Origin of the sequence: Bacillus cereus (assembly GCF_007678085.1) — a bacterium.
In the GTDB taxonomy this organism is placed as follows: Bacteria; Bacillota; Bacilli; order Bacillales; family Bacillaceae_G; genus Bacillus_A; species Bacillus_A cereus_BE.
This window is the reverse complement of sequence record NZ_VEDW01000003.1, coordinates 1-13,374: the sequence shown is the minus strand read 5'-3', so window position 1 is coordinate 13,374 and position 13,374 is coordinate 1. Positions and strand designations below refer to the sequence as shown.

Here is a 13,374-nt window from a genome sequence, read left to right as displayed (position 1 = left end):
GAAAATAAGAAAATATCATTCTATTTAAACGCTTACATTGAGTATTATTAATATTCTTTCATCTATTTTCTCGTCTTTTCTTTCATTTTCATAGAAATGATCTTTTAAATACGAAATAAAAAGAGCGAATGACATAAAGTGCATAGTTTGTTGCACTTCGCATTCGCTCTTTTTATTTCACTATTTATTCTCCTCGTAAAAAAGCACGTAAATTTCTCCCTCGAATATAAACTTGTGACAATTCTGCATGTAGCTGCTCATATTCAATAACATCTGTTTTTAAATATAAAGCGTCTTTCGATGGCAATATAATATAGGGCCTTGGAAAAATAGGATCAAGCACCACCAATTCTTGAACTCGATCTACTGATACCGCCCAACGATTCGCTATATCTCCTAATAACAACACTTTCATCTTCTTTTCCTCCACCCTATTCAAAAAATAAAAAAGAAATATTATCACAATTCGTAAACACGACAAATGTAGCTCCAATTGTTTCATAGAGCCTCGCTGGATATCGTTTATTCCTTGTAACAACAGTAATAGGTGCTTGAAAAGAAAAGCGAATGCGTTCTGTAAAAAAGCTAACGATTGGAAGGTCATCCCCTAGTAAAATCACCTTTTTAATACACTCACAAATATTAGTAAAATCCTGCTGCTTACTACAACTATACGTCCAATCAAATCCACAATTCCTAACTTCAGCCGCTATCTCTTCATTTGCTGTAAAAATAATTAACTCATGTTGAAATGCTACTAAATCTATTAAACTATTTACCTTACTTTCTTCTCCAACACAAATAAGTGTTAGTTCCATGTACCTCATCCTCCTTAGCATAAAAGAACTCAAACATAGATTGATATTCCCCTATACTAATCAGATCGATGAAGTGATGTATCCATCATGGCACCGTCCTCTCTCAAGACGCTTACGAAGTTAGCTGTCGGATTCGGACTTTGAGAGTAGCCCTACTTTCAAAATTGAAAGATTCACCCCTAGTGACACTGCACAAATTGGTTCCTCCGCTCCATATAATTGGACTCAGCGTATTACAAAAATATATTCTGGCTGATATATTACTCCTATATTTGGAAAAAGTAAACAAAAAAAAAGCCAGCTATACAACTGACTTTTTACTTATCTATGCTTGCGTTTTATTCAAATTATATGCAAAATGATTTGTCGGCCCATGACCACTCCCAATATTTAGCGGCTCTTCAATTGCTATACTAATAAATTGTTTTGCTTCTTGAACTGCCTCTTCAATTGAGTATCCTTTCGCAAGTCCTGCTGTAACCGCTGAAGCAAATGTACACCCGCTTCCGTGTGTTTGCTTTGAAGGAATCCGTTCACTTCTAAATTCAATAAACTGCTCACCATCAAAGAGTAAATCAACTACTTCATTACCTTGATATTCTGCATGTCCGCCCTTCATAAGTACATATTTCGCACCTAGTTCATGCAGTACTTTCGCAGCTTCCTTACTATCTTCAACATTATGAATCTCCATTCCAGTTAACACTTCTGCTTCGGGAACATTCGGCGTTATAACCGTTGCTACTGGTAATAAATATTCTTTTAATGCTTGTACTGCTTCTTGTTGTAATAATGATGCACCGCCCTTAGCAATCATAACAGGATCTAGTACAATATTATTCCAGCCAAATTTATTAATATGTTCTGCTACAATTTGAATAATTTCACTGCTAAATAACATTCCTAGTTTCACAGCATCTGGTGTTAAATCCGTACCAATTGAATTCAACTGTTCCGTAATACCTTCTAACGAAACTGGATATACCCCTTGAACGCCAAGCGTGTTTTGAGCAGTAATTGCCGTAATAGCCGTCATCCCATACACACCAAGCTCTTGGAATGTTTTTAAATCAGCTTGAATGCCGGCACCGCCGCCACTATCAGATCCTGCAATTGTTAAAGCTTTATTTACTTTCATCCCACTCATCCTTTTCTATCCAAAATAGCGATGATAAATTGTTTTTGCTTCGCTTATATCTTTCGTTCCATGTACAAGTACACGACCATCTTTAAAAGCAACTAATCTCTTTTCTTCCACAGAAAATGATAATAAATATGGATTTACATTTAAATCATGAACACGATCATTCAGCAGCTCTTTATATCGTTCAAAATCTATTTCCTTTTTATGAGGTGGTCTAATTTGAACTGTATTTCTCCCGCATAACACTGCTGTTTTCGATGTATTATCTTTATTTAAATACGGATACAATGCATTCTCTCCGCACGAAGGACAATTTTGCTTACGAAGCTTTTGCACATTCATACATGAGTATTCATTCTTCCATACATCAAACGATACAAGTCCAGCTCGAAGTGATTCGTAATCTTCCACTAACAGTTTAAGAGCTTCCGTTACTTGATGAGAAACGACGAGAGATACAGCAGGCGATATAATCCCCGCTGTATCACATGTCGCTCCGCCAAGCGGAATCGATTGTAGTAAACATGATAAACATGGCGTTTTACTAGGAAGAATTGTGTAAGAAAGGCCATAACTCCCTACACATGCTCCGTAAATCCATGGAATAGAATATTTTTGCGCTATATCATTTACAATAAAACGCGTTTCGAAATTATCAGTTGCATCAATAATTACATTAACGTTTGTAACGAGTTCTTCTAATTCCTCAGCCGTTACGTCTTGAACGAGAGCTTCTACTCTTACTTCACGATTAATCTCTTTTAGGCGTTTTTTTGCCGCTACAGCCTTCGGAAGATTATTTTCCACATCGCTCTCTGCGTACAATTGCTGCCTTTGTAAATTACTCCAATCGACATAATCCCGGTCAACAATCGTTACTGCGCCTACACCAGCTCTTACAAACATCTCTGCATTTGCACTACCTAATGCACCTGCACCGATAATAAGTACATGTTTTTCTCTTATTTTTCGTTGCCCGTCTTCTCCAATTGGAGAAAATAGTTCTTGGCGAGAATATCGATTATTCAACTACACTCATTCCTTCTAAAGGACTACTTGCTGTTGCACAACGTTTACGTGCAATACGACCTGCCTCAAATCCTAAACGTCCTGCTTCAATACCTAATTTCATTGCCTGCGCCATTTTAATAGGATCTTTTGCTCCTGACACAGCAGTATTTAATAACACACCATCCGCTCCTAATTCCATCGCAAATGCTGCATCAGCTGGGCTACCAATACCAGCATCAACGATAACTGGTACTGTCGCTTGTTCAATAATGAAGCTTAAATTTAACGGATTTACAATACCAAGCCCTGAACCGATTGGGGATGCTCCTGGCATAATTGCATGCACACCTAGTTCTTGTAATTTACGTGCTAATACAACATCATCAGATGTATACGGAAGTACGATAAACCCTTCTTCTAGTAACATTTCAGATGCCTTTAACGTTTCTACTGGATCAGGTAATAAGGTTCTATCATCACCAATAACTTCTACTTTAATCATGTCGCAAAGCCCTGAAGCTTTTGCTAATTTTGCAATACGAACAGCTTCTTCAGCATTTTTTGCTCCAGCTGTATTCGGTAATAACTTATATTTTTTCACATCAAGTTTCTCTAATAAATTAGGCTGCTTTGCATCAAATATATCCATACGACGTACTGCGAACGTTAAAACCTCAGCCTCAGATACATCAATTGCCTTTTGCTGTACATCAAAATCAGGGAATTTCCCTGTTCCTAATAAAAGTCTAGAATGAAATGAAAATGGTCCAATGTTTAACATAATCAACCGCCTCCTACGAAAGTTACAATCTCAATTTGGTCTCCATCAAAAACAGATGTATCTTTATGATCATCTTTTTGTAAAATATCTTTATTACGCTCTACTACTACAATTCTGTTATCTAACTCTAAATGTGTAAGTAGCTCAGCCACTGTTTTTACACTCTCTGGCACTTCAAGTTGGTTACCATTAATTTTTAAATTCAAACTTCCATCCCCTTTCTAAACTGTTTTAGAAAGCAATGAATCAAGCAAGTGATTCTCCTGCTTTCCTTCTATTAAATCAGCCATATACTGACCAGAAACAGGACTTAATAAAATACCGTTTCGATAATGCCCCGTACAAGCATATAAACCTTTTATTTCTTCATGCTCCCCCATATAAGGGGCTTCGTGATTCGATTGTGGTCTTAACCCTGCCCATGCGCTTTCCCACTCTGCTTCTTTTAAAGCTGGCAATATTGTATACGCGCGCTCTAATATAGAAGTAATACTTTCTGGTTGCACAGTTTTATTAAACGTATGAGGCTTCATCGTTGCTCCAATTACGTAACGTCCGCCTCGCTTTGGTGCAATGTAAAATCTTTCTTGGAAAATAGGTGCCTTTAAAAGTGGTTTTCTACTTCTTACCGCTACTACTTCTCCTTTAACTGGATATGTACCCCATTCGCGGTGAAAATGACCTAGTAATTTCGTACTCCACGAACCACCCGCAATAACAACTTTCTCGCATGTGATATTACCTTCACTCGTCACAATCCCAGTCACTTTATTGTTTTCAATACGAATATCAAACACTTCTGTCTGTTCATATATATCAGCACCCGAAAATGATGCAGAATGTGCGAATGCTTTCGTAAGCTCCGGTGCAATAACATGACCATCTTTCGGATAATATACAGCCCCTATAATTGACTCAGAAAGAAATGGCTCTTTCTCTCGTAAATGATCTCCCGTTAGAAAGTAAGAATCTTCACCTGTTTTCTGCTGCCAATCCATAATGTGAAGAATTCTTTCCTTCTCCTCTTCATTTTGAGCAATACGGTAAATGCCTTTCTCTTCATACCCAATATCGATGCCTGTTTTTTCACGTAAAACTTCTGCAAGTTGTGGAAATATAGCACGGCTTTCTCTAGCAAGTTCAAATAGTGGGTCATATTCATCCCATTCTGCCTGAACCCCAAGTAAACCAGCGGCTGCTTTCGAGGCTTCAGATGCAATTCTTTGCTTCTCTATAATCGCTACTTTATGTCCTCTTTCTGCTAGAAAATGTGCAACTGAACTACCAATTACACCACCGCCAATTATCGCTACATCATACTTCTTACACATGTTTTTCCGCCCACTTTCTTATTGATTCCTTATAAGATTTCGCTTTGCTATACGGGTTACTACTACTTATAATTCCAGACATAACAGCAATACCACTGACACCGTTAGTAAGAACATCCCCGGTGTTTTCCGTGGTGATTCCTCCAATTGCTGTAATCGGTATGGATAAACACTTTACAATGTCTGAAACCTCTTCAAGCCCTCTCGCTGGCACACCTTTTTTACAATCTGTCGGAAATACATGGCCATAGACGAGTGAATCCGCTCCATTCTTAAATGCCTCGATCGCCTCTTCTAAAGAATGTACAGAATAACCGACATGCAAATAAGAAAACTTTTCTTTCACTGACCTTACATTTGCGCTTCGATATCCTAGTTGTACGCGCGGAATGTTTAATAAAATAGCAATATCAATTCGATCATTTATCACTATTTTTGATGCCGGAAAGCCTTTCTTCAAAAGGCTTTCCACACCTTCATACAATTCCTTCGTACTTTTCTCACGCTCACGAATATGCAAATAATCAATTTCACTCTCAATTTGCATCGCTACATTCACTAACTCTTCGAATGACATGTGACCATTTGAGATTACATGAAGCTCATTTTTCATATTCATTCGCCTACTTTAAAATGTTTTCGAATAATTCATCGGCCGGAACGATTTCTTTCGTCATTCCTTTATCCTTCAGCCATTTATTTTGTTTCTCCCATGATTCTTTTGAATCCGATAAGAATGGCTCATCTTTCGTTTCCATCTTCTCTAATAAAATTTTCATACTTTCTTTTTCAACTTCTGGTACAAGTGGGAAGTTTTCTTTTTCTTGATGATTTAATAAAATATTTAATGCTTCATCTGGATTTTTCTTCATAAAATCATAACCTTTTTTCGTACCACGTAAGAAAGCTTGCAACGCTTCTTTATCTTTTTTCAACGTTTTATCACCTGTTACAAATACAAGCTCATGATAATTCGGTACCCCATAATCAGCTGGATTAAAGTATGCTGGTTCATGACCTTCATGACGCATAACAGGTACTTCATGGTTAATGTATGCCCCTGTTACCGCATCCACTTTTTTCGTAATTAGTGCCGGTACTAAATCAAAGCCAACATCGACTACTTTCACTGTATCTGGATTACCACCAGCTTCTTTTACCATCGTTTTTAAATACATCTCACTTAAAGGTGTTCCAGAATATCCAACTGTTTTCCCCTCTAAATCTTTCGGCGATTGAATGCCTGCTGACTTCAGCGATACAACATGATTTAATGGTGAACGTACGACAGCTCCAATCGATTTCACTGGAATTTGTTCATTTGCTTTTGCCATGACAACATCAGGCTGATAATATAGGCCCACTGTTACTTTCCCTGCAGCTGCTAAAGTTAATGGGTCAGTCGGATTGGAAGGGAATTTAATATTCACCTTTACTCCTTCTTCTTTAAAGTAGCCTTTTTCAATTGCCGCATAAATAAAGCTATGTACCGCATTTGGGTACCAATCAAGCATGACCGTTATTTCTTTTTCTTTTTTACTCTTATCTGATGCTGAATTACTAGAACATCCAGCAATCATTGCAACTAATAATGTGAACACAAAGATGCGTTTTAATAATTTCATGAATACTTCCTCCAACTAATGAATTTCTTTTCTAATATCGAAATAAGTATGACGAAGAAAATAGCTAATAATGATAACAATACAATGGGTGCAAATACACCTGCTCCGTCTAACTGTGTCATCATTCTTTTACTGAAATATCCTAGCCCAGCTTGTGCACCGAGCCATTCACCAATTGCTGCCCCAATTACACTAAGCGGAACTGCAATTTTTAAAGCTGAGAAAAAATAAGGAAGAGCAGATGGTAACTTTAATTTAAGAAAAACATCTTTTTTCGTTGCCCCGTACGTAACTAAAAGCTCTTCCCATTCTTTTTTCGTACTGCGTAGTCCATCATACGTATTGACCGCAATTGGGAAAAACGTAATTAAAACCGTAACAACGACCTTACTCCAAATCGTATATCCAAACCATAAAACGAAAAGTGGAGCAAGCGCTGTAATAGGAATCGTTTGTGAAGCCACCAATAATGGATAAAATGCTCTCTCCATCCAATTACTCGCGTTCATTAACATCGCTAGCCCTACCCCAAGTACGATAGAAATAGCCACGCCTATTAAAACGACGTATAATGTTGCTGACAAATGAACCGTAAATAATATATCTTTTAGTTTCCATATCTTCATTACAATTGCAGACGGTGACGGTAAAATGTACATTTCATCTACAATTCTTGCACCTACTTCCCAAAGGGCAAGTAAGATACTAGAAAGTATAAGGGCGGGTAATAGCTCCTTCAACCGGTTCATCATACGAGTACCTGCCTTTGTAACATACTAAGAAGTTCATCTTTAAGCGCTAACACTTCAGGCTTATATAAATCTTTTCTTGTCCGATTACAATCAAGCGGTACAACCCTCTCGATTAAAGTAGTTATCGGTTGCTGCTCTATTACCAAAATTCGATTAGAAAGAAACAATGCTTCTTCCACATCATGAGTGATAAATAAAATTGTTTTTTTCCACTCTTTCCATTGTTCAAACAACCATTCTTGCAAAGATGCCTTCGTTAAAGCGTCCAGCGCGCTAAACGGTTCATCTAACAGCAATATCTCCCCGCCTGTTAATAAAGTTCGAATAAAGGATACACGTTGCCTCATACCACCAGATAAATCTTTCGGATATTTTGTCTCATACCCTTGTAAGCCAAATTTATATAGCAGTTCCTTTGCCTTTATTTCTGCTTCTTTCTTCTGTACACCTTGGCACTCTAGCGGCAGAGCAGCATTCTCAATAATCGTTCTCCACGGCAGGAGCATATCTTTTTGGGGCATATACCCTACAGGATGGCTCTTTGTTTCTGTCAGCTCTATCTGCCCAGTACTTGCTTCTTCTAAACCTGTAATAAGGCGAAATAGAGTACTTTTCCCGCATCCACTTGGTCCGATAATACTTACAAACTCTTTATCTTGTATAGAAGCATTTAATTCATTGATGATTGGTTTCTCATCATAATGAAAAGAAACATTATGAAACTGTAGTGTGTTCTTGCTCCTCAAATCCCCACATCTCCTTACGGTAGGACATATCCCAGAATAAATATTCAAATCGACTGGAATATAGGAAAATCTCCTCTAATCGATCTAGCTCTTTTTCAGACTTTCCAACTGCCATTTCATTTAATAAATCTATTAACCAAATACAAAGGTTACCGTATTCTTCAGAACTATATCCTTGAATCCACTCACCAAAGAACTCATGATCTCTTGCTCCAGGAATATCATTTAAACGCCTTCCAATTTCCCAGTAGCTCCACATACACGGAAGAAGTGCTGCTATTAATTCCGCAAGTGTGCCATTTTGAGATACAGACATCATGTAATTTGTATAAGCTAAATTTTTAGCAGATGGCTTTGCAGACTCTATCTCCTCTATAGAAATTCCAAGTCTTTTTGCATATTGTTTATGGATTGTCATTTCTCCATTTAATATGCCATCAATTTGTTCAGCAAATTTCCCCATTACTTGTGGATTCGTTGCTTTTACAACACCAATCGCATATAGCTTTGCATAATCTAACAAATATAAATAATCTTGAATAATGTAATACTGAAACTTATCTTTTTCTAACGTTCCATCCCCCATACCTACTACAAACGGATGATTATGACTCATCTCCCAAACTGGTTGTACAGTTTCTAATAATCTATCGCAAAATTTCATTTCCCTATCCCCTTCCAGTATGTGTATATAAATAAAAAACCACTTCTAAATAAGAAGTGGTTACAGCAAATAAAATTATAATTTATTCGTTGCTCCACTTCCCTTCGCTAGTATTACCTAGATCAGGTGTTATAAGGGTTAAGGATTATTCCTCTCTCAGCACAACAAGCACCCCTAGTGGTTTCAATATGAAATTTTCAAACAAAAAAGCCCCGTTTCTATACGCAAAGAAACGGGGACTTATTATTATTGTCCGAATTGCTTCCCTACGCTAGCATAATCTAGATCAGGTAATGAAAAGGATCAAAGGCTTACGGCCTACTCTCAGCTGGCAACACCAGCTCTCCTAGCAAACTATGAAATTATCACTGTCAGTATAACATCGTAATAAGACATCATCAACTGTTTTAATTTTCTCAATTGTCAACAAAATAACAAAACTATATAATACTTATATTCTATCTTAGAAATTATTATCCTAATTAATTGGATAAAAAGGAATCATTATCCTCAAAAAATTTATTTTTATATTGATTTCATATTACATTTATGTGAATACACCCACTATATTATATCTTTATACTATAATAAAATTACAACTATACAACTAGAGGAGGTCTCTATTATATGAATATGAAAGCTACTGCTTTAACAGCAACTACTGTCGCAATTGCCTCTTTACTTCCTTCTATGGGAGAAACAAATGTACAAACAGCCAACGCTGAACAATTATCTAATGTGAAAACTGGATATGTAAAAGTCGATCAAGTAGCCTTACATACAAAAAATAACGCAAATAGCTCATCAATTGATACAATTCGCTTTAATACGAAAGTGAACATACTTGAAACAACTAATGGTTGGTATAAAGTATCTGTTAATAATAAAGTAGGTTACGTACAAAAAGATTCTATTCTACTAAAAAACAAACTTCAATCTAATAATCAATATATCGTTAATGCCAATGCATTAAACGTTCGCTCTGAACCTAATTTAGAATCTTCAATTTTAGATGTATTACCAAATGGGAAATTCGTTACCATTGAAGAAGAACAAGGCGAGTGGTATAAAATTTTACATAATGGCAAAACAGGTTATGTACAAAAAGCATTCGTTTCTAATGGTTCACAGGCTTTAGTGAAAGGCATCACAGTTCAAAATAATACGAAATACACAGTTGCAACACCTAAACTTAATGTACGTAGTAACGCTAGTACAAGTAGTGCACTGCTTGGTTCATTACAAAATGGTACACAATTACAAGTAATAGAAACTGTAGGAACTTGGTATAAAATTCGCTTTGGCACAGGATACGGATACGTAGCAAAACATTATGTGGTGCAAAACCAAACGCAATCACAATCTCAAACAGCTCAACCTACTTCCATTCCAGCAGTTTTCAAATTCCCTACACAAGGAAAAATTAGCTCAACCTTTGATATGCGCTGGGAACAAATGCATTATGGTATAGATATTGCAGCTCCAGGTAACGTCTCTATACAAGCGGCGGCGGCAGGTAAAGTTGTGAAATCATATTATTCAGCTAGCTATGGCAATGTTGTGTTCATCGCCCATCAAATAAACGGGAAATTATATACAACAGTCTATGCTCACATGAAAGATCGCACTGTACAAGCTGGTGATCAAGTACAAGCTGGACAATTAGTAGGTCATATGGGAAACACAGGTCATTCATACGGGCAACATCTTCATTTCGAATTACACAATGGAGAATGGAATTTTGAAAAAACAAATGCAGTAAACCCACTGCCATATTTAGTTAGGTAAATTGTATGCCACGCAATATCAATATACCTCTCTTAATTGAATACTTAGCCTTTTTAGGTTTAATCTGTTGTTTAATCATTTACAATACAAATACTGTATTTCTGTCTATTATCATTGCTTTTGTTGCTTTAGAAATTATGATGGAATCTTTTCAAGTACAACTAAAACAAAAAATTGCCCATATATATAATGCCATCTTTCTATTAAGTGCCCTAATAGCAAATATTATTAGTAATGGTTTTTATTTATCTACCGTATTTCCTGTATTTTTTATGGCTGTTTTATTATTTATAGCTAGATACATCAATGTCCCTAATAACAAAAAACACGAACAAGAAGCTTAGAAAGAGGAGACACTGTGTACCAATCTTTCAAAGATAATCCGCTAAAATATATATTGAATTTATATAAAAAAACAAATACTTTTTTTGGTATACAAGGAAGCTATACGGCACAATTTCTCCTTTATGGAATGTTATTTCTCGTCTTAATTACATTCTCCTTGCTTTACTAATAAAAAAAGGATCTCACAATTGAGATCCTTTTTAATTTATATAGAAAATGCTCTTTATCCGCAAGCATATTTTTCATAAATAAAACTAAGATTATATTTTTTCTCTAAGCTCATTCTTTGTTCATCATCACACCAATAGAACAGAATATCATGAATCGTTGCATAACGCTTATTTTTAAGAAATAGTTTAAAGAATGATGGTAAACAATCATGTAATTGTATAAATATATAATTGCGTAATATTTCTTCTTTATATTCAATGCCCTTACAAATATACAATAATTCTTCACAATAATACGCATGTTGTGGAACTTGAATCATTTCAAAAAATGGCACATATGATAATAGTTTTCCGATGAAATGATCATATCGATCCATTATTCCTATCGTCATGTGCTCCATCATATCTTTCATTACATATAGATAATCATCTACATGAGTAGTCTTGAGTGGGTCTAATCGATCTGAAATTTGAGAAAGTACAGCTCTTTGACAAGCTAACACCGCTTGACTAGGTCCATAGTATGATAGGAAGTCTGTACACTTACGATATTTTCGTAATAAGTCATGTGTATATAAGTCATATACAAAAGTATTACAATACATTGCTAGACTCATCATATCACTATTTAATTGCTCTTTTGATAGAGATTTAGCTCTCTTACACATATAAAAGAATGTAAATTCTAATACTTCTTTATGGGATAATAGATGTTTACAGTCCATTATACATTTCTCATTAAATTTAACTCTATCCCAAATTTCTACATCTTCATCAGTTAATTCACCAATACGATATTTAATAATTAAATAGTTTAAAGCAACCGCTTGTGTCAAAAGATCCCACGTTTCATATTCCAATGAAGTGTGAACAAACTCAGCAAGTCCTTGAGTTATCATAAAAGTATTTGCTTCTTCATACCAACCAATCTCTTGGCATAAGCGAAGAATACGTACTAAAGTTGGAATTTCATCTTTATGAAATTGCGGTAAATTCTTTACTTTATTCATTCCATACAAGATAAATGCCGCTAAATTTTCTTCTTTATAAAATTCTTTTTCTTTCCACACTAATATAGTTCGTTCTTTCCCTTCACCTTTTGGATGACAAGGTACAAGCAAAGAAAATAATTCAGCGAAATTATTTGGTTCTATATATGTATCTGTAACCAAATTCCAATTTGGATCGCGCTGTACAGCCCTCATATAATTCCCCTTCCCTTTTGTCTACATAGGAAATAATACTCCATTATTAAATCATTAACAATGAATATTGTTATATTCAAAATTCTTCATAATACTTATATCTATCAGTATATCATTTTTTCTGTTATTTAAAATTAAGAATGACAAATTTAAAAAAACTGTCGAAATTACTAACTATATACTTATTATATAATGTCTCAGATACATCATGCTAACATATTAGTTTAATCCATATATACTAGAATAATGCATCTGATTTTTATACGTAACTTATCCCACTAATTAAAGTATCTCTTCATTCCGTGTGCTCCGAAATTTCACTTAAAGCAAATCCAGCTTGATCATCTGCAGATTCTCTTATAGCTAAATCACCTAGCGCTAGCATCCCAACAAGTTGACCACCCTCAACTACTGGTAATCGTCTAATTTGATACTGTGCCATTAACTCTGTAGCTTTTTCAATAGAATCATCTGGAGAAACTGAAACAATGTTTGTTGTCATTACATTTGTAATTTTATTAGATCCAGGATGTTTCTCAGCAATCCCTCGAACAACTAAATCTCGGTCCGTAACAAGCCCAACAACTTGCTCATTTTCAACAACCGGAATCAATCCAATCGATTCTTCTTTCATCTTTACAGCAGCCTCATATACATTGTCTAGCGGTGTACAATGTACAATATGAGTGCTCATCAAGTCTCTCACTCGTGTCATTTTTATCTCCTCCTTTTTATACATACCATAGCTTTTCCTAAATCCCTTTATTTATTTCAGGAAAATCAGTTGATAAAGGAGGATTAACGCACAATAAAAAAGAGTCAGCAATGTGCTGACTCTTTTTTTATGACCCGTACGGGATTCGAACCCGTGTTACCGCCGTGAAAGGGCGGTGTCTTAACCACTTGACCAACGGGCCATGGCTCCGCAGGTAGGACTCGAACCTACGACCGATCGGTTAACAGCCGATAGCTCTACCACTGAGCTACTGCGGAA

16 protein-coding genes, 2 tRNA genes and 3 riboswitches are annotated in these 13,374 nt (G+C 35.8%); of the genes, 2 read left to right on the top strand and 16 right to left on the bottom strand.

Annotated features, from left to right (window positions below):
* Positions 1-184: 184 nt before the first annotated feature.
* The 12 genes from FS742_RS13710 to tenA all read right to left on the bottom strand — a co-directional run bounded on the left by FS742_RS13710 (position 185) and on the right by tenA (position 8,872).
* Complete coding sequence (locus FS742_RS13710; RefSeq protein WP_048526269.1) at positions 185-415, bottom strand: hypothetical protein; 231 nt, start codon at positions 413-415, stop codon at positions 185-187.
* 16 nt (positions 416-431) lie between these two features.
* The gene (locus FS742_RS13705) at positions 432-818 is read right to left on the bottom strand and encodes a hypothetical protein (RefSeq protein ID WP_144612955.1); all 387 of its coding nucleotides are present in this window, start codon (positions 816-818) and stop codon (positions 432-434) included.
* A 93-nt stretch (positions 819-911) separates the two neighbouring features.
* Positions 912-1,059, bottom strand: a riboswitch (cyclic di-AMP (ydaO/yuaA leader).
* 84 nt (positions 1,060-1,143) lie between these two features.
* Complete coding sequence (gene thiD / locus FS742_RS13700) at positions 1,144-1,965, bottom strand: bifunctional hydroxymethylpyrimidine kinase/phosphomethylpyrimidine kinase (RefSeq protein ID WP_144612953.1); 822 nt, start codon at positions 1,963-1,965, stop codon at positions 1,144-1,146.
* Positions 1,966-1,971: 6 nt separating this feature from the next.
* On the bottom strand, positions 1,972-2,991 hold the full coding sequence (locus FS742_RS13695) for a thiazole biosynthesis adenylyltransferase ThiF (protein WP_144612951.1): 1,020 nt from the start codon (positions 2,989-2,991) through the stop codon (positions 1,972-1,974).
* On the bottom strand, positions 2,984-3,754 hold the full coding sequence (thiG, locus tag FS742_RS13690; protein ID WP_144612949.1) for a thiazole synthase: 771 nt from the start codon (positions 3,752-3,754) through the stop codon (positions 2,984-2,986). The genes FS742_RS13695 and thiG overlap by 8 nt, the downstream gene beginning before the upstream one ends.
* 2 nt (positions 3,755-3,756) lie before the next feature.
* On the bottom strand, positions 3,757-3,960 hold the full coding sequence (gene thiS, locus FS742_RS13685; RefSeq protein ID WP_144612948.1) for a sulfur carrier protein ThiS: 204 nt from the start codon (positions 3,958-3,960) through the stop codon (positions 3,757-3,759).
* Between the two features lie 15 nt (positions 3,961-3,975).
* Positions 3,976-5,085 carry a glycine oxidase ThiO gene (gene thiO / locus FS742_RS13680; protein ID WP_144612946.1) on the bottom strand — a complete coding sequence of 370 codons (1,110 nt, stop codon included), beginning with the start codon at positions 5,083-5,085 and terminating at the stop codon, positions 3,976-3,978.
* Positions 5,078-5,698, bottom strand: coding sequence for a thiazole tautomerase TenI (gene tenI, locus FS742_RS13675; protein WP_144612944.1), 621 nt, complete (start codon positions 5,696-5,698; stop codon positions 5,078-5,080). The genes thiO and tenI overlap by 8 nt, the downstream gene beginning before the upstream one ends.
* 10 nt (positions 5,699-5,708) lie before the next feature.
* On the bottom strand, positions 5,709-6,710 hold the full coding sequence (locus tag FS742_RS13670) for an ABC transporter substrate-binding protein (RefSeq protein ID WP_000771335.1): 1,002 nt from the start codon (positions 6,708-6,710) through the stop codon (positions 5,709-5,711).
* Positions 6,707-7,459 carry an ABC transporter permease gene (locus tag FS742_RS13665; protein WP_144613883.1) on the bottom strand — a complete coding sequence of 251 codons (753 nt, stop codon included), beginning with the start codon at positions 7,457-7,459 and terminating at the stop codon, positions 6,707-6,709. The genes FS742_RS13670 and FS742_RS13665 overlap by 4 nt, the downstream gene beginning before the upstream one ends.
* On the bottom strand, positions 7,459-8,208 hold the full coding sequence (locus tag FS742_RS13660; RefSeq protein WP_144612942.1) for an ABC transporter ATP-binding protein: 750 nt from the start codon (positions 8,206-8,208) through the stop codon (positions 7,459-7,461). The genes FS742_RS13665 and FS742_RS13660 overlap by 1 nt, the downstream gene beginning before the upstream one ends.
* Entirely contained in the window at positions 8,177-8,872 is a 696-nt protein-coding gene (tenA, locus tag FS742_RS13655) for a thiaminase II (RefSeq protein ID WP_144612940.1), read from the bottom strand. The genes FS742_RS13660 and tenA overlap by 32 nt, the downstream gene beginning before the upstream one ends.
* 82 nt (positions 8,873-8,954) lie before the next feature.
* Positions 8,955-9,058: riboswitch (TPP riboswitch) on the bottom strand.
* 60 nt (positions 9,059-9,118) lie between these two features.
* Positions 9,119-9,230: riboswitch (TPP riboswitch) on the bottom strand.
* 269 nt (positions 9,231-9,499) lie between these two features.
* On the opposite strand from tenA, the gene FS742_RS13650 reads away from it, so the two are divergent.
* Both FS742_RS13650 and FS742_RS13645 read left to right on the top strand, forming a co-directional pair.
* Entirely contained in the window at positions 9,500-10,660 is a 1,161-nt protein-coding gene (locus FS742_RS13650) for an SH3 domain-containing protein (protein WP_144612938.1), read from the top strand.
* 5 nt (positions 10,661-10,665) lie between these two features.
* Positions 10,666-11,004, top strand: coding sequence for a hypothetical protein (locus tag FS742_RS13645; RefSeq protein ID WP_144612936.1), 339 nt, complete (start codon positions 10,666-10,668; stop codon positions 11,002-11,004).
* Positions 11,005-11,228: 224 nt separating this feature from the next.
* Here the strand turns inward: FS742_RS13645 and FS742_RS13640 are convergent, their stop codons facing one another.
* The 4 genes from FS742_RS13640 to FS742_RS13625 all read right to left on the bottom strand — a co-directional run bounded on the left by FS742_RS13640 (position 11,229) and on the right by FS742_RS13625 (position 13,373).
* Complete coding sequence (locus FS742_RS13640; RefSeq protein ID WP_144612934.1) at positions 11,229-12,380, bottom strand: DUF3965 domain-containing protein; 1,152 nt, start codon at positions 12,378-12,380, stop codon at positions 11,229-11,231.
* A gap of 295 nt (positions 12,381-12,675) precedes the next feature.
* Entirely contained in the window at positions 12,676-13,095 is a 420-nt protein-coding gene (locus FS742_RS13635; RefSeq protein ID WP_144612932.1) for a CBS domain-containing protein, read from the bottom strand.
* Between the two features lie 130 nt (positions 13,096-13,225).
* Positions 13,226-13,297, bottom strand: a tRNA-Glu gene (locus FS742_RS13630).
* 1 nt (position 13,298) lies between these two features.
* Positions 13,299-13,373, bottom strand: a tRNA-Asn gene (locus tag FS742_RS13625).
* Between the last annotated feature and the right edge of the window lies 1 nt (position 13,374).

Coding starts and splice junctions, on each gene's coding strand:
- FS742_RS13665 (WP_144613883.1), bottom strand. CDS start 7,459: ATGAACCGGTTGAAGGAGCTATTACCCGCCCTTATACTTTCTAGTATC.
- thiG (WP_144612949.1), bottom strand. CDS start 3,754: ATGTTAAACATTGGACCATTTTCATTTCATTCTAGACTTTTATTAGGA.
- FS742_RS13650 (WP_144612938.1), top strand. CDS start 9,500: ATGAATATGAAAGCTACTGCTTTAACAGCAACTACTGTCGCAATTGCC.
- tenI (WP_144612944.1), bottom strand. CDS start 5,698: ATGAAAAATGAGCTTCATGTAATCTCAAATGGTCACATGTCATTCGAA.
- FS742_RS13645 (WP_144612936.1), top strand. CDS start 10,666: ATGCCACGCAATATCAATATACCTCTCTTAATTGAATACTTAGCCTTT.
- FS742_RS13705 (WP_144612955.1), bottom strand. CDS start 818: ATGGAACTAACACTTATTTGTGTTGGAGAAGAAAGTAAGGTAAATAGT.
- thiO (WP_144612946.1), bottom strand. CDS start 5,085: ATGTGTAAGAAGTATGATGTAGCGATAATTGGCGGTGGTGTAATTGGT.
- FS742_RS13640 (WP_144612934.1), bottom strand. CDS start 12,380: ATGAGGGCTGTACAGCGCGATCCAAATTGGAATTTGGTTACAGATACA.
- thiD (WP_144612953.1), bottom strand. CDS start 1,965: ATGAGTGGGATGAAAGTAAATAAAGCTTTAACAATTGCAGGATCTGAT.
- FS742_RS13670 (WP_000771335.1), bottom strand. CDS start 6,710: ATGAAATTATTAAAACGCATCTTTGTGTTCACATTATTAGTTGCAATG.
- FS742_RS13635 (WP_144612932.1), bottom strand. CDS start 13,095: ATGACACGAGTGAGAGACTTGATGAGCACTCATATTGTACATTGTACA.
- FS742_RS13710 (WP_048526269.1), bottom strand. CDS start 415: ATGAAAGTGTTGTTATTAGGAGATATAGCGAATCGTTGGGCGGTATCA.
- tenA (WP_144612940.1), bottom strand. CDS start 8,872: ATGAAATTTTGCGATAGATTATTAGAAACTGTACAACCAGTTTGGGAG.